At 44.0% G+C, this 19,179-nt stretch carries 20 protein-coding genes; 19 read left to right on the top strand and 1 reads right to left on the bottom strand.

Going from position 1 to position 19,179, the window contains the following annotated elements; all coding sequences use genetic code 11:
* Nucleotides 1–10: 10 nt before the first annotated feature.
* The 3 genes from ACK1LH_RS10580 to ACK1LH_RS10570 all read left to right on the top strand — a co-directional run bounded on the left by ACK1LH_RS10580 (nucleotide 11) and on the right by ACK1LH_RS10570 (nucleotide 2,636).
* On the top strand, nucleotides 11–715 hold the full coding sequence (locus tag ACK1LH_RS10580; protein ID WP_029280929.1) for a peptidase E: 705 nt from the start codon (nucleotides 11–13) through the stop codon (nucleotides 713–715).
* A gap of 87 nt (nucleotides 716–802) precedes the next feature.
* The gene (locus tag ACK1LH_RS10575) at nucleotides 803–1,288 is read left to right on the top strand and encodes a CBO0543 family protein (protein ID WP_029280930.1); all 486 of its coding nucleotides are present in this window, start codon (nucleotides 803–805) and stop codon (nucleotides 1,286–1,288) included.
* 238 nt (nucleotides 1,289–1,526) lie between these two features.
* Nucleotides 1,527–2,636 carry a sensor histidine kinase gene (locus tag ACK1LH_RS10570; RefSeq protein WP_203287242.1) on the top strand — a complete coding sequence of 370 codons (1,110 nt, stop codon included), beginning with the start codon at nucleotides 1,527–1,529 and terminating at the stop codon, nucleotides 2,634–2,636.
* A 21-nt stretch (nucleotides 2,637–2,657) separates the two neighbouring features.
* Here ACK1LH_RS10570 and ACK1LH_RS10565 read toward each other — a convergent pair whose 3' ends face one another.
* A complete protein-coding gene (locus tag ACK1LH_RS10565) occupies nucleotides 2,658–3,170 on the bottom strand; it encodes an ion channel (RefSeq protein ID WP_051827124.1) in 513 nt (170 codons plus the stop codon).
* Nucleotides 3,171–3,330: 160 nt separating this feature from the next.
* Here ACK1LH_RS10565 and ACK1LH_RS10560 point away from each other — a divergent pair, with 160 nt between their 5' ends.
* The 16 genes from ACK1LH_RS10560 to ACK1LH_RS10485 all read left to right on the top strand — a co-directional run bounded on the left by ACK1LH_RS10560 (nucleotide 3,331) and on the right by ACK1LH_RS10485 (nucleotide 19,179).
* Nucleotides 3,331–4,215, top strand: coding sequence for a carbon-nitrogen hydrolase family protein (locus ACK1LH_RS10560; protein ID WP_029565749.1), 885 nt, complete (start codon nucleotides 3,331–3,333; stop codon nucleotides 4,213–4,215).
* A gap of 12 nt (nucleotides 4,216–4,227) precedes the next feature.
* Nucleotides 4,228–4,896: a GNAT family N-acetyltransferase gene (locus ACK1LH_RS10555; protein ID WP_411332956.1), complete on the top strand. Its 669-nt coding sequence runs from the start codon at nucleotides 4,228–4,230 to the stop codon at nucleotides 4,894–4,896.
* A gap of 167 nt (nucleotides 4,897–5,063) precedes the next feature.
* On the top strand, nucleotides 5,064–6,311 hold the full coding sequence (locus tag ACK1LH_RS10550; RefSeq protein ID WP_411332954.1) for a YeeE/YedE family protein: 1,248 nt from the start codon (nucleotides 5,064–5,066) through the stop codon (nucleotides 6,309–6,311).
* Nucleotides 6,312–6,440: 129 nt separating this feature from the next.
* Nucleotides 6,441–7,433 carry an L-glyceraldehyde 3-phosphate reductase gene (mgrA, locus tag ACK1LH_RS10545; protein ID WP_411332953.1) on the top strand — a complete coding sequence of 331 codons (993 nt, stop codon included), beginning with the start codon at nucleotides 6,441–6,443 and terminating at the stop codon, nucleotides 7,431–7,433.
* 148 nt (nucleotides 7,434–7,581) lie between these two features.
* Nucleotides 7,582–8,736, top strand: a complete 1,155-nt coding sequence (locus ACK1LH_RS10540) for a Gfo/Idh/MocA family protein (protein WP_035206660.1) — start codon at nucleotides 7,582–7,584, stop codon at nucleotides 8,734–8,736.
* Between the two features lie 76 nt (nucleotides 8,737–8,812).
* Nucleotides 8,813–9,958 (top strand): GntR family transcriptional regulator, encoded by a 1,146-nt coding sequence (locus tag ACK1LH_RS10535; RefSeq protein ID WP_411332952.1) that lies wholly within the window; start codon nucleotides 8,813–8,815, stop codon nucleotides 9,956–9,958.
* Between the two features lie 199 nt (nucleotides 9,959–10,157).
* Complete coding sequence (locus tag ACK1LH_RS10530) at nucleotides 10,158–11,441, top strand: ABC transporter substrate-binding protein (RefSeq protein ID WP_411332950.1); 1,284 nt, start codon at nucleotides 10,158–10,160, stop codon at nucleotides 11,439–11,441.
* Nucleotides 11,442–11,497: 56 nt separating this feature from the next.
* Complete coding sequence (locus ACK1LH_RS10525) at nucleotides 11,498–12,442, top strand: carbohydrate ABC transporter permease (RefSeq protein ID WP_029280940.1); 945 nt, start codon at nucleotides 11,498–11,500, stop codon at nucleotides 12,440–12,442.
* A gap of 12 nt (nucleotides 12,443–12,454) precedes the next feature.
* Nucleotides 12,455–13,282, top strand: coding sequence for a carbohydrate ABC transporter permease (locus tag ACK1LH_RS10520; protein WP_320154445.1), 828 nt, complete (start codon nucleotides 12,455–12,457; stop codon nucleotides 13,280–13,282).
* A gap of 27 nt (nucleotides 13,283–13,309) precedes the next feature.
* Nucleotides 13,310–14,227: a sugar phosphate isomerase/epimerase family protein gene (locus tag ACK1LH_RS10515; RefSeq protein WP_411332949.1), complete on the top strand. Its 918-nt coding sequence runs from the start codon at nucleotides 13,310–13,312 to the stop codon at nucleotides 14,225–14,227.
* Nucleotides 14,214–15,299 (top strand): Gfo/Idh/MocA family protein, encoded by a 1,086-nt coding sequence (locus ACK1LH_RS10510; protein WP_411332947.1) that lies wholly within the window; start codon nucleotides 14,214–14,216, stop codon nucleotides 15,297–15,299. Before ACK1LH_RS10515 ends, ACK1LH_RS10510 begins: the two co-directional genes overlap by 14 nt.
* Nucleotides 15,300–15,327: 28 nt before the next feature.
* On the top strand, nucleotides 15,328–15,630 hold the full coding sequence (locus tag ACK1LH_RS10505) for a hypothetical protein (protein WP_411332945.1): 303 nt from the start codon (nucleotides 15,328–15,330) through the stop codon (nucleotides 15,628–15,630).
* A complete protein-coding gene (locus ACK1LH_RS10500) occupies nucleotides 15,605–15,853 on the top strand; it encodes a hypothetical protein (RefSeq protein WP_411332944.1) in 249 nt (82 codons plus the stop codon). The genes ACK1LH_RS10505 and ACK1LH_RS10500 overlap by 26 nt, the downstream gene beginning before the upstream one ends.
* Before the next feature lie 111 nt (nucleotides 15,854–15,964).
* Nucleotides 15,965–16,984 carry a zinc-binding alcohol dehydrogenase family protein gene (locus ACK1LH_RS10495; RefSeq protein WP_411332943.1) on the top strand — a complete coding sequence of 340 codons (1,020 nt, stop codon included), beginning with the start codon at nucleotides 15,965–15,967 and terminating at the stop codon, nucleotides 16,982–16,984.
* Nucleotides 16,985–17,108: 124 nt separating this feature from the next.
* The gene (locus ACK1LH_RS10490) at nucleotides 17,109–17,807 is read left to right on the top strand and encodes a FadR/GntR family transcriptional regulator (RefSeq protein ID WP_411332942.1); all 699 of its coding nucleotides are present in this window, start codon (nucleotides 17,109–17,111) and stop codon (nucleotides 17,805–17,807) included.
* A gap of 70 nt (nucleotides 17,808–17,877) precedes the next feature.
* Nucleotides 17,878–19,179, top strand: a complete 1,302-nt coding sequence (locus ACK1LH_RS10485) for an FAD-binding oxidoreductase (protein WP_411332941.1) — start codon at nucleotides 17,878–17,880, stop codon at nucleotides 19,177–19,179.

Here is a 19,179-nt window from a genome sequence, read left to right as displayed (position 1 = left end):
GAGGAAAAGGATGAAACAGATTATTGCGATGGGCGGCGGGGGTTTTTCAATGGAACCTGATAATTTGTTATTGGATCACTATATTCTGAATCAATCACTGAAACCGAATCCGAGAATATGTTTCGTTTCTACAGCAAGCGGAGATCAGGATGGGTATATTCAACGGTTTTATCATACTTTTCATTCAATGGCCTGTAAACCCGATCATCTTGCATTATTTGATCCGCACTTTAAGGATCTTGAAGATTTCGTCATGTCCCAGGATATCTTCTACGTGGGCGGAGGAAGTACCCGGAATATGCTTGTTTTATGGAAAGAATGGGGACTCGATCTTCTATTTAAAAGAGCATATGAAAACGGCACAGTCCTTGCAGGGCTAAGTGCTGGAGCAAATTGCTGGTTTGAAGAGGGTTTGACTGATCCTTTAAATGCTCCGCTGTACAAAATAAATGGACTGGGATTTATTCAGGGAAGTATTTGTCCTCATTATGATGGCGAGGAAAAGAGAAGACCCTCATTTCATGATCTCGTGGGCTCTGGCAGCATGATGCCAGGATTCGGCATGGAAGATGGGGCAGCCGTGCATTTTAAAGACGGACAAGTTTTTAAATGCATCAGTTCCAGGCCCAATGCGAAGGTCTATTCTGTATTTGAAAACACAGGCAGAATCCATGAGGAACCTCTGCAAATGATGTACCTGGGAGGACTGTCATGAGGATTATTAAGTTTTAGCAGGAAATAAATGCATCTTTTTTACTGATTTGCTCAAACTAACCAAAAAGAGCAAGGGCAGGGTCGTTAAATGGAGAAAAAGATGCTGAAAGGCCTTTTTGGTTTGTGTGTGGTATTATTTCCTTTTGCGATGAAACGATCAGCTTTAAAAGAAGTGCTGATTATCTTTCTCGGAAAAGGCGTCATCTCGACACTGATGGATGTGTTTTATGTCAGGACAAAGCGGATTGCTTATCCTGTCCGGCCATTACCGCATATTTATAAAACCAATATTTTATATGATTTTCTCTTTTTCCCGCTGTTGAGTGTTTTTTGGATCAGACAGTGCTATAAAGACAGACTGCCGATGGTTCTGCTGAAAAGTCTTACCTGGAGTGTGCCAATGTCCATAGGGCAGTGGTATTTGGAAAGGACGACGAACCTGTTTCACTGGAAAAAGTGGACGATTTTTCATACGTTCGGCTGTGTGACGTTTACACTGCTTGCAATTCGAGGACTGATTGAACTTGTAAAACAAGCGGAACATAAAGCTCCAGATGAAGAAATGGGATCCTAAGCGGATGCCATTTTTTTTATGATCACCAGCTGAAATTCTTCAAATTAGTTACCGGCCTTTTTTTTCACGCAGTGATATAAAAGTGAAATTCGTATTAACCTAATCATTTCATCTTATGATAGAATGTAAATTGTATAGTATAGAAGAAATATTCCAAACTTTAGACCTGTATATTCATCAGCCTAAAGAAAGGAAAAATAGATACGATTTTCTTGCATGATCAGGGGTGCTTTTACACATGACAGCTACAGATGAATTAATCCGGTTTCTAGATGAAAACATCTCCACTTTTATCTCTGCATGGCGGCAGAAAATTACCATATCAGATGATGATTTGCATCAGGAAGAAGTTGAAAAAAACGGGATGAGAATGTACGACCTTGTGAAAAAGACCATTGTTCAGCCGCTGAGTTCGGATGAAATTGATGTTCTTGCCAGCAAGGTCGCACTTGAAAGAGTGGAAGCTAATGTTAATATCGGCGATTTTATCAACAATGTTAACCTTGGCCGCCGCGAGGTTATCCGTTACATTGTGAGTTCCGGCATCTCAAGGGAAGAACTTCAGCCTTTTATTGAAGAAATCAACATACTTTTTGATCAGTTTTCGTATTTTGCCGTAAAGAAGTACACTGAGGTAAAAGAAGAAATTCTTCAGGAGAAGATCTCATTTATCGATCAGAGCCATAAAGAGCGCCTGACGATTCTCGGGCAGATGTCTTCTAGCTTTGTTCATGAGTTCCGTAATCCGCTGACGGCTGTAAAAGGGTTTATTAAACTCATGCAAAGCGATCATCCGAATCTGAAATACCTTGACATCATCAGCCATGAAGTTGACCAGCTTAACTTCCGCGTGTCGCAGTTTCTGCATGCTTCCAAAAAAGAGACGATTGAAAGCAAGCGCGAATATTTAAAGCTTGGAGAATTGCTTGATGAAGTTCTCGCCTTTATGTACCCCAGTCTGCTGGACGGAAGCGTCAAAGTGCAGGAGGGTCCTAAAAAAAATTCATCCGTTTATGCAAGCAGAGATGAACTGAGACAGGTGTTTTTAAATCTGATGCTCAATTCAATTGACGCTCTTCAGAAGATGAACGTCAACAGAACGATAACCATTGATTTTAAAGAAGACAGCAGCAGGGCATACGTACATATTTCAAATAACGGACCGATGATTCCCCAAAAACAGATTGAAACGATTTTTGAGCCTTTTTTTACAACAAAAGAATTGGGCACAGGCATTGGCCTGTATATTTGCAGAAAAATCATCGAAAGCCACGGCGGCAGCATTTCGTGTCAGTCTGATGAAATGACGACAACTTTTACGATTGCTCTCCCTATAAGTGCTTCTTAAAAGGCCTGAATCTCTTCAGGCTTATTTTAGGTTTGTGACGAGCTTTGAAGTAATGACCGCCATAAACAGGGTGCTTACGATAAACCCCATCAGCATTTCTGAAGCTGCCGCAGCATTTGAGATTACCCCTATAGAGGTAATGTCCCCAAAACCAGTGGTTGTAAAGGTCGTTATGCTGTAATATAAAAAGTCGTTCCCCGATAATTGTTCACCTGAAAATTTAAAGGCTTTATCACCATAAAATCCATAAATTTGAAAATAAAGGTTAGCATATCCTGTAATGATGAGCATCAGAAGAAGACCTGAACCAATAAAAATGCTCTGCAGCCTTTCTTCTGTTTTTGGTACAGCCACGATAAATTCAAACAGGAAATAATAACAGACAGCAAGGACAGCTGTAATGAGAGTGATCATGATTATACTGGAAGCAGTGATTTCAAACATGGACTCAATAACCAGAAGGCTGATCATCAGGACGTTAAGGATCATATAAAGAAAGAGCTTTTTTTTAGTAAAATCATATTTCGAAAACATGAAATCCCTCTATTTTCCGTCATTTTCATTATTTTCCCCTCCGCATTGTCATCTGATGCAGTCAGTTTGTCAGGACATTCTTCTTGTAAGTTCTTCTCTCATGCTTAATAATATTTATATCTTTGTTTTTGACATCACTTAGGAAAAGGAGATGAACTCCATGCAGCTTAGAGTTTCTGCCGTTCAATATGATTTGCGCACCATTCACTCTTTCAAAGAATTTGCAGATCAGGTTGAGCACTATATTAAAACCGCAGAGGAATTTGGAACGGATTTTGTTCTTTTTCCCGAATTTTTCACTACTCAGCTAATGTCTATCGGGAATGCTGAGGGACAGGCACTGTCAATTGATGAACTTCCTGATTATACAGAGCAGTATCTGGAGCTTTTTAAAGGTCTCGCAGCAAATACAGGCATGCACATCATCGGCGGGACACATGTAATTAAAAAAGAAGGGCGTCTTTATAATGTTGCTCATCTGTTTTATCCGGACGGACGGGTGGCAGAGCAGGCAAAGCTCCACATCACTCCGACAGAAGTCCATGAATGGGATATGACGCCGGGTGATGAGCTCCGGGTGTTTGAAACGGACAAAGGGACCATTGCCATGCTGACTTGTTATGACATTGAGTTTCCTGAAATCGTGCGGATCGCAAAAGCAAAGGGTGCTGATGTGATTTTCTGCCCTTCATGTACAGACGACCGCCACGGATTTCACCGCGTCCGCTACACAAGCCATGCCCGCGCGATTGAAAACCAGGTGTATGTTGTGACGACTGGGACTGTCGGTTCACTGCCGACTGTCGATTTCATGAGAGGGAATTTTGGTCAGGCTGCCATCATTACACCGAATGATGTTCCGTTTCCTCCAAAGGGGCTTGCTGCAGAAGGCGAAATTAATCAGCCGATGATCGTAACCGCTGACCTTGATTTAGAACTTCTTTACAAAGTGCGTGCAAGCGGATCGGTTACAACGTGGCGCGACCGCCGCACCGATTTATATCCCGATTGGGAAGCAAAGCAGGGGGACCGTACGCTGCTGTAAGGAGGAGAATCCTTGTACAGAAAAGAATTTTTTGTTTTCGAAGACAGTGTTCCTGTTAAAGCAGTCGTAAGAAACTATGAGAAAAATGACTTTGATTCACTGATTCAGGTTCAAAAGGAAAGTTTTCCGCCGCCGTTTCCTCCTGATCTATGGTGGAAAAAGGAACAGCTTGAGCAGCATGTGCATTTATTTCCGGAGGGCGCTCTCTGTATAGAAGCAAATGGCGAAATCGCAGGTTCAATGACAGCTCTGCGCGTTCATTTTGATCCTGAAAAGCCCCATCATACGTGGGAAGACATAACAGACAGCGGCTATATCACCCGCAGTCACAAGCGGGACGGAGATACGCTCTATGTTGTTGATATCAGCGTCAGGCCAAAGTACAGAAAGCTGGGCCTTGGGAAATGGCTTATGTTTTCCATGTATGAAACGGTTGTGAAGCTTAATCTGAAGCGGCTGGTCGGCGGAGGAAGAATGCCGGGTTACAGACAGCACTCAGATCATCTCACTCCGGATGAGTATTTAGAGGAAGTAGTGAAAGGGAACCTGAAAGACCCCGTCCTGACGTTTCTGCTTCGATGCGGAAGAACTCCGATGTCTGTCATCCCTGACTATCTTGAAGATGATGAGTCGTGCAACTTTGCCGCCCTGATGGAATGGAAAAATCCATTCATTAGGTAGGCGGGGCTGTTTAAAATCCCAGGTTCATGCCTGGGATTTTTTCATTCAAACAATCAGGTATTTTAATGTTCTGACTATGAGCAATCCGGTTTACAAATGATTGAAGACGCGTTAAGGTAATAGCACATGTTATTCCGACTAAATTTATATGAAAAGGAGTTTTAAATATGGCTGAAACAGCTATTCATTCACCTTCACGGGCTAAAACAACCGTTGTATCCGAAATGAAGCCTGTTCAAAAACCGCTTGTTGCGGCAGGATTGCTTGCAGCAGTTCTACTTTTTGCAGCCATTTTACTGGCAGCGGGAGGCACACAGAGCGTTCTGTATATCATCGGATTGCTTCTTGGTGCCACATTGCTTCATGCACGATTCGGCTTTACTTCGGCATTTAGACGACTCGTGTCTGTAGGAAATGTTCAGGGGCTTCAGGCTCATATGCTGATGCTCGCCATTGCATCCGTCTTATTTGCCATCATATTAAGCACAGGTTTCAGTTTTACAGGAACAGCTCCGGCAGGATACGTATCTCCTGTGGGAGTAAGCGTCATTGTAGGCGCATTTATGTTCGGCATTGGCATGCAGCTGGGCAACGGCTGCGCTTCAGGAACGCTTTATTCAGTGGGCGGCGGATCATCATCCATGATCCTGACACTTGTATCCTTTATTGCGGGATCTGTCATTGGAGCCTACCATTTTACTTTCTGGATGGAAGATATGCCAGCCCTTCCGCCGGTCTCTCTAGCAACATCCACGGGTCTCGGCTATGGCGGTGCACTTATCGTCCAGCTCACATTATTTGCTCTTATTTACTGGATCACCATACAGATAGCCAAAAAGAAAAATCCGCCTATGATGAAACAGCTTCAGACCGTAAAAGGATGGAAAAAGATTCTCCGCGGATCATGGCCTCTATTTACAGCAGCGATCATTCTTGCGCTTTTGAATGCATTGACGCTGTCTATCAGGGGAAACCCTTGGGGCATCACGTCAGCTTTTGCCCTTTGGGGAGGAAAAGCATTGATGGCCGCAGGAATTGACGTGTCATCATGGGGTTATTTCACCGGTGCAAACGGAGCGGCATTAACAAAAACCGTTCTTGCGGATTCAACAAGTGTCATGAATTTCGGCATCATCCTTGGCGCATTCATATCTGCTGCCGCGCAAGGAACGTTTAAGCCGGGAAAAATTAAACCCGGAGTAGCCGGTGCATCCATTATCGGCGGCCTGCTTATGGGCTATGGCGCCCGTCTTGCTTTCGGCTGCAACATCGGTGCTTATTTTGGAGGCATTGCTTCATTCAGTCTTCATGGCTGGGTTTGGATGGTCATGGCTATGCTTGGAACATTCCTCGCCTTATTTATCAGGCCGATCTTCGGACTGAAAAACCCTAAACCAACAGATTCTATTTGCTGAGAACTCTCATTTCTGAGAGTTCTTTTTTAGTGCAATCGATCTAATGTGGATTGCCTGAAGTCTTTTTCATTTACGAAACCGCTTTCTTCCATTACGATACTAAAGAAGACGACAAAGGAGGAAATACATATGACATATCTTGCTAATTCCGATCGCTATGAATCGATGACGTATAACCGCTGCGGGAATTCCGGGTTAATGCTGCCTGCAATTTCGCTTGGGCTTTGGCATAATTTCGGCGGTGTGGACTCTTTTGAAAATGGACGTGCCATGCTGCGACGAGCTTTTGACCTTGGAATTACTCATTTTGACCTTGCCAATAATTACGGGCCGCCGCCCGGTTCTGCAGAAGAAATGTTCGGACAGCTCCTTAAAACAGACTTCGCGCCTTACAGAGATGAGCTGATTATTTCATCTAAGGCAGGGTACCGGATGTGGGACGGGCCTTACGGAGAATGGGGTTCAAAGAAATATCTGATTTCTAGTCTTGATCAAAGTTTAAAGAGAATGGGACTGGACTACGTAGATATTTTTTACTCTCACCGGCCGGATCCTCATACGCCGCTGGAAGAAACAATGGGAGCACTCGATCAGATTGTCCGTCAGGGAAAAGCCCTGTACGTCGGAATATCGAGTTATTCTGCTGAGCAGACAGAAGAAGCGGTGAAAATCCTGAACCGTCTCGGAACGCAGCTATTGATTCACCAGCCAAGCTATTCCATGCTGAACCGCTGGATTGAAGGCGGATTGCAGGATGTGCTGCAGGAAAATAAGGTAGGTTCCATTGCATTTTGTCCGCTTGAGCAAGGCCTCCTCACAAATAAATACGTCGGAGGCGTACCTCAGGAATCACGCGCGGCAAAAGCAACAGGAGCTCTTTCGCAAGAGCGCGTAACGGAAGAGCTTGTCGGAAAAATTAAAAAGCTGCACAAACTGGCTGAAAACCGCGGACAGAATCTTGCGCAAATGGCACTGGCATGGGTCCTGCGGGAAGGACGTGTAACCTCAGCTTTGATTGGCGCAAGCAAAGTCAGCCAGATTGAAGAAAATGTAGCGGCTTTGAATCATCTTGAATTTACTAAAGACGAGCTCTCACAGATTGAAAGCATTTTGTCAGAATAGTATTTAGACAGCCTTGCATATCTTGCAGGGCTTCCTTTATCTGTTTTTTAAAAAATTTCGACGTCTAAAAAAAGGATTTTCAATGCGGAAGACTAATTAGTCAATATAATGACAGTTTTTTTATATCAACTATAAGTGAAGGCTGGTGATTGTATTGAAGGAAATCAGAGTAGGTTTAGTTGGGTATAAATTTATGGGGAAGGCTCACAGTCTTGGATATCGAAATGTGCCGTTTTTCTTTCCTGACAGAGCAAGACCTGTTCTGAAGGCAATCGCAGGAAGAAATGAAGAGGGTGTAAGGAAAGCCGCTAAAGAACTTGGATTTGAGAGCTATGAAACGGATTGGAGAGAATTGATTAAGCGTGATGACATTGATTTAATTGATATAGTAACTCCAAACCACTCACACGCTGAAATTGCGATAGCTGCGGCAGAGGCTGGAAAACATGTCATTTGCGAGAAGCCTCTTGCTCTAAATGCGGAGGAAGCTGAGAGAATGCTTGCAGCCGCTGAAAAAAACGGTGTTGTTCATATGATTTCCCATAATTACCGCTTTGCTCCTGCCGTTCAATATGCCAAAAAGCTGATTGAAGAGGGCAGGCTCGGAAAGATCTATCATGTCAGGGCTACTTATTTGCAGGACTGGCTCATGGATCCTGACTTTCCGATTGCATGGAGGCTTAAAAAAGAAATAACAGGGTCTGGAGCCCTCGGTGATATTGGAGCGCACATCATTGACCTTACAAGGTTTTTAGTAGGAGAAATGACAGAAGTCGTCGGGGCTATGGAAACCTTTATAAAAGAAAGGCCTATTGAAAATGAGCCTGGAAAAACGGGCGTAGTGGATGTAGACGATGCTGCCTCGTTTATTGCAAGATTTGAAAACGGGGCAATGGGGGTTTTTGAAGCAACTCGGTTTGCAGCCGGCAGCAGAAACCGCAATTGTTTTGAAATTAATGGCGAGTATGGATCGATTAAGTGGGACCTTGAAAATATGAACAATCTTCATGTTTATTTATCGGAAGATGACGAAGGTCTGCAGGGCTTCAGGGTCATCAATTGCACAGAGGAAGTGCATCCATTTGCTGATGCTTACTGGCCGGCAGGTCATATTATTGGCTATGAGCATACGTTCGTCAATTTAATATCCGAACTAATGGAAGCGATTTCAAAAAAGAAATCTCAAAAGCCTGATTTCTTTGACGGCCTGCAAAATCAGCTCATTCTTGATGCAATCGAACAATCTGCCATAGATAAAAAGTGGGTAAGCATCCCGCAGAGGGCTAACCATATCCGGGTGTAATCTTTCGGTAAAAATTTCTTTTCTTACCCGAAGAAAGTTGTTATATTGAATATAACAACCATAGAAAGGTGAAGATATGACAACTTTTAACCCTCTTTATCTGAAGGTGTATCAATCTCTATTGAATCAAATAAAAAGCGGCACCCTTAAACATGGTGAAAAAGTTCCCTCTGAGAAAGAATTGGCAGAGCAATTTGAAGTGAGCAGAATTACTTCAAAAAAAGCACTCGATCTCTTATCAGAAGAACATTATATTGAAAGAATTCAAGGGAAGGGTTCATTTGTTACGACGTATGCCGGCACGGGGACGGATGCTGCACCTCCTGCCGAACGCAGAAGTCAGGCCCGCAAATTGATCGGTTTTATTCTCCCGGGCTTTGATGAAAGCTACGGAATGAATCTTGTAAAAGGGATTGAAAAACATTGCAGTGACTATGGTTTTACGGTTTTGTTCAAAATGAGCTATGGGATAAAAGAAATCGAAGAACGTGCCGTGAATGAATTTCTTGACATCGGGGCAGAGGGCCTGATCGTTTTTCCTGTTCATGGAGAGCATGTGAACAACAAATTGCTTGAGCTTGTTTCAAGACATTTTCCCGTTGTTCTCATTGACCGCTTTATTAAAGGGATACCCGCCTCATTTGTCTGCACGGACCATCAAAAAGCAGCAGGGGAGCTCACTGCGCATCTCTTTGACCTCGGCCATAAAGAAATTGGCTTTTTGTCTCCGCCGCCGGATGGCACGACAGCCATTGAAGAACGCATCGTGGGATTTCAGCTTGCGCATTCTGAGTACGGAGTTAAGCTTAACAGAGAGTATATTCTGACCGAAATAAAAAACAGCATGCCTATTCACAGTGCTGGAGATCCTGATATTTTTAAGGGAGATATTCTTAAACTTGATTCATATTTTGCAAAGCATAAAAATCTTACAGCCGTTGCTGCGTGCGAGCATTCGATCGCAGAACTCGCGGTTGAAAGACTTCGTGCAGCAGGCAGGAAAGTCCCTGAAGATATTTCAGTCGTCTGCTTTGATTCTCCCGGCAACGGCCGAATTCATTTCACTCATATTAAGCAGGATGAGTGGACAATTTCCCGTAATGCGGTAAATCTTCTGATGGAAAAGATGTCTGATTACAAGTTTGCAGTTCAGCATGTCTTTGTTCCTCATAAGATCGTTGAGGGGGAAACAGAAAAACCGATGCACCGCGTTATGTACTAGGCCTGAATATGCAGGCCTATTTTTTTATTTTTAAAAATTCAGAAAAAATAGGTTGACTTATAAATTATCAACCAATTAATATATTAACTATAAAACATATCAACATGACAAGTCATTATGTTATTTGTAAGCGCTTTTATAAATTTGGAGGGAGGTTATGTTCACAGTTTTCCATTCATTTAAAACAGGGGGAGTTTTGATGAAGTGTGTAAAAAGTTTACTTACAGCAGTAATGATTTGTTTTTTGCTTGTCGCAGCAGGATGCAGCTCTGAATCATCTTCGAGTAAAAGCGAAGACGGAAAAACGACAATCACATTTTGGCATCCGATGACAGATATTACAGGCGATGCTGTAAATGAGGTTGTAAAAGCATTTGAAAAAAAACATCCGGATATTAAAGTCAAGTCCGTTTACATTGCCAACCAGGGTGAAGGATCTAATGAGAAGCTCCTGTCATCTATTGCGGGTGGAAATCCCCCGGATGTTGCTTATTTTGACCGCTTTGAAATTGCTTCGTGGGCCGCACAGGGTTCACTTGAAGATTTAAGTGATCTTGCTGAAAAAGATAAAATTACAAAAGACCAGTTCTACCCTTTTGCATGGGAAGAAGCGTCATATGAAAATAAACTTTACGGATTGCCTACAACTACAGATTCAAGGCTCGTCTACTACAATAAAAAACATTTTGAAAAAGCAGGGCTTGATCCGGAAAATCCTCCAAAAACAATTGCGGAACTCGAAGATGCAGCTGAAAAACTGACGATTAAAGATGGCAAACGCTTTTCCCAAATCGGTTTTATTCCATGGCTTGATCAAGGCTGGTTCTATGGATGGGGCTGGGCTTTCGGGGGAGATTTCTACAATCCTGAAACAAAAGAAGTAACAGCTGACGATCCAAAAAATGTTGAAGCGCTTCAATGGATTGCCGATTATGCAAAAAAATACAACATTGAAGACATTACTGCTTTTACGAATTCACAGGGGACAGGCGCGATGGATCCGTTCCTGACAGAGCAGATCAGCATGAAAATCAGCGGACCATGGACAGTTTCGGCTATTAACAAATTCAAGCCTGATCTTGAATACGGCGTATTCCCGATACCAACTCCGACAGGCGATAACTTCTCGACTTGGTCAGGAGGCTGGTCGGTCGTCATTCCGAAAGGAGCAAAAGAGAAAGAAGCAGCATGGGAATTCCTTAAGTTTTTCAGCGGAGAAGAGGGGCAGAAAATCTTCAGCGGCATTGCCAAAGATTTCTCAATTAAAGATTCTGTCAATGAAGAATTAGGCTATAAAGATGACCCGATTCTAAATGAGTTTGTTGAAATCCTGCCATCAAGCAATCACAGACCGGTCATGACGCAGGGAACTCTTTACTGGAATGAATTAGCCAGTGCCGTGGAAAATGCGACACGGGGAAATGGAGAGCCTGATGAACTTCTTGAAAAAGTAAATGAGAAAGTGGAGAAAGCATTGAAATAAGTGGCCTGGGGGATTCTTGCTCCAAAGAATCCCCTCCGCTAAGGAGGGAAGTAAGAATGCAGCAGCCCGAACTGAGCACATCGGTTACCGCTAATAAGGCAGCAGCTGTAAAAAAGAAAAAATGGAGAAACAAAACATCCTTGTACGGCTGGCTCTTTGTCACCCCGTGGCTTTTTGGTCTTATTATTTTTTACGCTTTTCCTTTACTGTCTTCCATCTATTTCAGTTTTACGACTTACAGCATTCTTCAGCCCGGCGAGTTCGTCGGCCTTCAGAATTACAGGGATTTGATGAATGATGATTTATTTTGGAAATCTGTAGCCAATACGATTTATTTCGCCGCTTTATATGTTCCGTTAAGCATTATTTTCGGGGTCTGTCTTGCCATGGTTCTGAATTTGAAGATCAGAGGCATGACCGTATACAGAACGATTTTTTTCCTCCCGACTCTAGTGCCTCAAGTAGCGCTTGCTGTTCTATGGATGTGGCTGCTTAATCCGCAGTTTGGACTTGTCAACGGAATGCTTGACCTTTTTGGCATTCAAGGACCCGCATGGCTCGGAAGCGAAACGTGGTCAAAACCTTCCATCGTAATCATGTCATTATGGGGAATCGGTCAGGCAGTTGTCATTTATCTTGCAGGGCTGACAGATATTTCAGAAGACTATTATGATGCAGCAGAAGTGGACGGTGCAAACTGGTTTCAAAAAACGGTGCATATCACGCTTCCGCTTTTGACGCCTGTTATCTTTTTTAACCTTGTGATGGGTGTCATCGGTGCGTTCCAGCAATTCGCTTTGCCTTACGCCCTTACCGGGGGGCAGGGAACTCCTGCAAATTCGCTGACCTTCTATGTGATGTATCTCTATGACAACGGGTTTAAATTTTTCAAAATGGGCTATGCATCTGCCATGGCATGGATCTTGTTTGCCATCATCATGCTTCTGACAGCTGTTATTTTTTCCACCTCAAAACGCTGGGTTCACTATCAGGGCAAATAAGGAGGGAATGAAATGAAGAAAAAAACGTCAAAAAGTATTTTTGCGCATACCGTGCTGATTATCATGTCTGTCTTTTTCCTGGTGCCGTTCATCTGGATGCTGTCGACCTCTCTCAAAGATCAGACGCAGATTTTCACGTTCCCTCCTGAATGGCTGCCATCGCCGCTTAAATGGAGCAACTATGCGGATGCAATTGAATATATTCCGTTTTTTACTTATTTGAAAAATACGGTGGTCATCACAGTGTTCAGCACGATCGGGGCAGTGATTACGTGTCCGCTTGTTGCTTATGGATTTGCAAAGCTTAAGTTTAAAGGCAGCAATGTGCTGTTTATTATCACGATTGCGGTGATGATGATTCCTGGTCAGGTGACTATGATCCCTTTGTTTATCCTATTTGAAAAGCTTGGATGGGTGGGGAGCCCGCTTCCTTTAATCGTTCCGGTCTTTTTCGGGGTACCTTTTTACATATTCCTCCTCAGGCAGTTCTTTCTCGGTCTTCCTGATACGCTTATGGACGCAGCAAGAATTGACGGTGCAGGCGAGTTCAGAATCTACTGGCAGATTATGCTGCCTCTTGCAAAACCTGCGGTTCTCGCAGTCGGATTGTTTCAGTTCATGGGCAGCTGGACAGATTTCCTCGGTCCGCTTCTGTATTTGACAGATGAAGCTTCCTATACTCTGTCGCTTGGTCTGCAGCAATTCCAAAGCCAGCGGGGAACAGAGTGGGGATTGATGATGGCTGTATCGACACTCATGACGCTGCCGATTATCCTGCTGTTTTTCTTCCTGCAAAAAACGTTTATTAAAGGAATTACCTTCAGCGGAATTAAAGGATAAAACACAAATATAAAGGAATGGTGAAGTATGATGAAGAATAAAATCGGCATGAGAATTCCTCCGCATTTCGGGACAAAAGGACTGGAGTACACAGCGAAATGGGCAAAAGAAAACGGAATCGGCGTTCTTGATCTGCCTTATTTAGATGAAGATGTCCAGACCATTCTGTCTGATCATGGTCTTGAGGCAGGCTCCATTGATGGAAGAGGAGCAGTAGGCGGTACAGCCTTGCTCAGTGAAGATGAAGAAAAACGCGCTCAAGCTGTAATTGCCTTGAAGAATCAATTTCAGGAAATCTCTACATTAGGCGGAAAAGTCATATTTATGTGTCTCGTCCCTGAAGACAGTCTCCAGCCTGTCAGCCGCTCGCTTGAGATTTGGAAACAGACATTTCCTGAAGTCGTAAGTCTCGCGGAGGAACACGATTTATACATCGCGCTTGAAGGATGGCCTGGTCCTGCACCGCTTTTCCCGACACTTGGAGCAACTCCTGAGGTTCTCAGATATATGTTTAAGGAAATTCCTTCAAACCATTTCGGCATTAATTATGACCCTTCGCATTTGGTCAGGCTCGGAATTGACCCTTTGAAGTTCCTGGAAGAGTTCGGCTCGAAGGTGCTTTACTGTCATGGAAAAGATACATTGCTTCTCCAGCAGGAGCAATACGATTCCGGCCACTTGCCTTCCGTTTTTGGCGCTAAATATGATTTTTCAGAAGGGCCATGGCGATACACAATTCCAGGCGAAGGGGAAGTTGACTGGAAAAAAACAGCTGCCCAACTTGAACAGCTTGGATACACGGGTCCTGTCAGCATAGAGCTCGAGGATCACAACTACTGGGGGTCGCTCGCAAAAGAACAAGAGGGAATCAAAACAGCCATAGACTATTTAAAAACAATTTTTCAAGAAGAAAAAACGGGGGGAATCGCTAATGTCAACCATTAAAATTGGAATAATCGGAAGCGGGGGAATTGCCGTCCTGCACGCAAAAGCTTATCAGCAAATGAAAGATGTAACCATTGCAGCAGTGGCTGATGTTGTTCCCGGAAAAGCCCAGGAATTTATTCAGATGCTTGGAATTGAAGGTGCTCAAGCGTTTGACAATCACCTGGATCTTTTGGAGCTTGATCTTGATGGTGTAAGTGTCTGCACACCGAACGTCACACATCACCGAACTAGCATTGATTCGCTGATTGCCGGCAAACATGTTTTAGTGGAAAAACCTTTAGCAGTCACTCTCCAGCAATCGATTGACATGGTTGAAACAGCACGCCGTACGGGGAAAATGCTATCGGTTGGCTTTCAGCCGCGCTATGATCCGAATATGAAAAATATTAAAGAGATCATTCAATCAGGGCAGCTCGGAGATGTCTACTATATACAGACTGGCGGCGGAAGAAGAAGAGGCATGCCTGGAGGTACCTTTATAAACAAAGATCTTGCCGGTGCAGGAGCCATGGCTGATATCGGCTGCTATTCACTCGATCTTGCCTTGCATGCACTGAATTATCCAAAGCCGCTGACCGTTTCAGCCTACACATCAAATCATTTCGGAACAAATCCTCTTTATCATCATGAAGCAGATCGATTTGAAGTAGAAGATTTTGGTGTCGCGATGGTCAGACTTGAAGGCGGAAAAGTGCTGAATTTTAAAATTTCCTGGGCGATGCATATGGATTCACTCGGTCCGACGCTGTTTCTCGGCAAAGATGCTGGACTCAAACTTACGCCTGCAGGTACGGGACCGTGGAGCGGTGTGTGGGACGGCGGAATAGGGAGCATTTCCATGTTCCATGATATAGCCGGCCAGCATGCTGAGACGACAATCCCGGTTATCGACCACAAGATTGATATTTTCCATGAAAAAGTAAGAGACTTTGTAGGAGCAATTATTGAGCAGCGTCCTGCCCCGATCCCTGCAGAGGAAATTTTAATTAACCAGGCGATTATCGACGGCATTCTGCGCTCCTCTGAAGAAGGGCGGGAAGTGGAGATTAAGGTTCCGGTTTTTGCTTAATATGGTGCACCCCTCACGATGCGGAGGGGTGTTTTTTGATGTGTTCTTGATGATGATAAGAGGCGGTTTAGGTACACCAAAAGTAGAATCTCCGTTCTTGATGGCACTTATCAAGCGGAATGGAACCATCAAAACTGGGATCACTGTTCTTGATGGCACTTATCCAGCAGAAAGGAACCATCAAAACTGTAATCTGCTTTCTTGGTGGCACTTATCCAGCAGTTTAGAACCATCAAAACTGGAATCACTGTTCTTGATGGCACTTATCCAGCAGAAAGGAACCATCAAAACTGGAATCTGCGTTCTTGGTGGCACTTATCCAGCAGTTTAGAACCATCAAAACTGGAATCACTGTTCTTGATGGCACTTATCCAGCAGAAAGGAACCATCAAAACTGGAATCTGCGTTCTTGGTGGCACTTATCCAGCAGTTTAGAACCATCAAAACTGGAATCACTGTTCTTGATGGCACTTATCCAGCAGAAAGGAACCATCAAAACTGGAATCTTACTTCTTGATGGCACTTATCAAGAAGAAAAGAACCATCAAACCTGACATTTCTGTTCCTAAAGGCACTATCCCACAACTCTTCACAAACCGTATCATTTGATAATTTTTTTCAAGGCAAGCATACTTAATCTTAAATGATGCAAAGGAGTGAGGGGCATGAAAGCAGTAGGTTTGTATAAGTATTTGCCGATTGAACATGAGGATAGCCTGATTGATCTGGAAATGGAAAAGCCAAAGCCGCAGGGCAGAGATTTGCTTGTGGAGGTAAAAGCTATTTCTGTTAACCCGGTTGATACTAAGGTCCGTGCGCCAAAGGAGCAGGAAGAAGAAGCGGCTAAAATTCTTGGATGGGATGCGAGCGGAATCGTCGTCGAATGCGGTCCGGACTGCACGGATTTTAAACCCGGAGATGAAGTGTATTATGCAGGAAGCATTACGAGGCAGGGATCTTACAGTGAATTTCAGCTTGTTGATGAACGGATAACTGGCAGAAAGCCCGCTAATCTTTCGTTTCCGGAAGCGGCAGCTCTTCCTTTAACTGCGATTACAGCCTATGAAGGCCTTTTTGACAGAATGGGCATAGATCCGGATGACCGCAGCAGAAATCAGCAGAAATCCGTGCTGATTATCGGCGGTGCAGGCGGTGTCGGCTCAATAGCTGTTCAGCTGGCCAAATGGGCAGGGCTTTATGTCATTGCAACCGCATCACGCGATGAAACCGTGAAGTGGGTAAAGGAACTTGGGGCAGATGCTGTCATTAATCACCATCGTCCGATGAAAAAGCAGATTGAGGATCTCAGCATCGCTGATCCTGACTATATTTTCTGCCTGAACAATACAGACTTGCACTGGGAAGGAATGAGTGAAATCATTAAGCCCCAGGGAACGGTCTGCTCCATTGTGGAAAATAAAGAGCCTCTTGACTTGAATCTTCTTAAAAACAAGAGTGCTGCATTTGTATGGGAGTTTATGTTCACAAGAGCGATGTTTGAAACAGAAGATATGGATCAGCAGCAGGTCCTCTTGAACAGAATCAGCAAACTGATTGAGGAAGGGGCATTAAAAACAACAGTGAACGAAACATTAAGCCCTATTAATGCTGATAACCTGAAAAAAGCCCATAAAAAGATTGAGTCCGGAAAGACAATTGGAAAAATCGTTCTTCAAGATTTCTGAAAACAGCCTTAGGGCTGTTTTTTCAGTAAATTCAAAAAATAATTGAAGTTTGTCGAATGGCGTGTTTTAATAGATTTATAACTTGTCTGATATGTGATATCCGAAAAGGAAGGAGGGGCGAAACGTGCATATTGAAAAAATTGTCACAAAGAAGGTTTCTGAAACGGTGAGCGAGCAGCTGGAAGAGATGATTGCATCAGGAGCGATAACTCCCGGAGAGAAGCTTCCTTCTGTCAGAGAGCTGTGCGACCAGTTCGGCGTTGGGCGCTCTGCAGTCCGTGACGCCATTACAGTCCTGAAAGGAAAGGGTTTAGTTACTGTCAAGCAAGGGGAAGGCACTTATGTAACCCCTTTTGATTCTTCCAGGATCTTTAATCAGAATCTCTATTTTTCCGACCCCAAAAAGGTGACTGAGCTTTTCCAAGTGCGAAAAATCGTGGAGACAGGAATGGCTGAGATGGCCGCTGGCAGCAGGAGCGAACGTGACCTTGCTGAAATGAAGCATATATTGAAATCTCAAGGAGATTCCCCTTGGGAAGACGATTACCGTTTCCATTCGGCGATTGCAAAAGCGACGGGCAATCCGCTTCTGATGCAGTTCGTTACATTCATTTCTGAAACGATTAAACACTCAATGATTGATTTCCACCGGTTTATACAGAGCAGCCCGGAAACCGTCAAAACGATTTCCAAACACCACGAGCAAATCTTCGAGAGCATTTCTTCAGGGCACTCCAGTCAGGCAAAAGCCTGCATGCTGGAACATTTAACATTCGTAGAATCCATCCTTCACAAGAGTCTGCACCAGAACCATTCTTCCTAGACTGACAGCAGAATAACCTTATTCCGTTCCTGTTTGCTGCAATTACTTATTTAACGAAGGAGGAAGGTTCATGCCGGCAGACTTAACGGCCATCTTGCCAGATGAAAAAGTGCTTCATAAAACAGAATGGAACCACTTGCTTGGAAATAACGGCGACATCACCGTTTTCCCGACAACAGAGGAAGAAATTTCAGAAGTCGTCCGTTTTGCAAGTAACCATGGAAAAAAGATCTCCATTATCGGCGGGGGAACAAAGAGAGGATTTGGGGGACTGTCAGATTCGGCAGACATACAGCTCTCTTTATCTAAATACAAGGGGATAACAGAACATACACCGGGAGATATGACCGTGACAGTCAGAGCGGGAACGCCGTTTAAAGAGCTGCAACGTTTTCTGGCACAATTCGGACAGATGGTGTCACTTGACCCATCCTGGCCGGAACAGGCAACGATCGGCGGAATTGTCGCCGTAAATGAAAGCGGTCCCAAAAGACTCGGATACGGGTCGGCACGTGATTCTGTCATCGGGCTGCGCATCATCTATCCTGACGGCAGAGTCATCCGCTCTGGAGGAAGGGTCGTAAAAAACGTGGCAGGATATGACATGAACAAGCTGTTCGTAGGATCAATGGGAACTCTTGGTGTTTTAACAGAGGTAACATTAAAACTCAGGCCTTTGCCAGCCTGTCAGAGCCTTGTCCTCCTTTCTTATCCTGAGGAGATGAAAGACGCCATGAAACAGTTTTCCGTGCAGCTGCTCGATTCAGCGCTTGAGCCTGTTGCACTGGAATTAATGAATCCGGCAATATCCAAACGGCTGACAGGTCTGAAAACGTACACACTTGCCATCAGTTTTGAAGATTTCGAGCCTTCTGTCCGTTATCAGGAACGTGTTCTTAAAAACATGGTTCCAGAGCATGTGCAGGTGTCCGTACTTCCTGAAGTTGAAGCAGTGAAATTTTGGGAACGCTTCTGTACGTCCGCGCCCAATGCCTATTCGAGCAAACCGGGTTCGGTAACAGAAGCCTCTCTTAAGGTCGGTCTTAAAAACATGGATGTTTTTAACCTGATGGCCATCTGCGGGAAAGCAGACGGAACTTCACCTGAAGCGCATGGAGGTCTTGGCCACGGATTATCAAAAGTTCATCTGAGAGGAAGCAGCCAGGATGTGCTTGCGTCCATTGAAGCGATCAGAGCTGGTGCAGAGGAACTCGGAGGCTATGCCATCTTTACCCATTTGCCTTATGCTATGCGCCACAAAACAGAAGTATGGGGCAGCAAGCCGGATTATTTTTTCCTCATCGAAGGCATTAAAAAAGCGGTTGATCCTCATTCAGTTTTAAACGACAAACGCTATTTGGGAGGAATCTGA

The sequence above is a fragment of the Metabacillus indicus genome (genome assembly GCF_046603695.1).
GTDB classification, from domain to species: Bacteria; Bacillota; Bacilli; order Bacillales; family Bacillaceae; genus Bacillus_P; species Bacillus_P indicus.
Note: the sequence above shows the minus strand (reverse complement) of the source record. Positions and strands in the feature narration are given on the sequence as shown.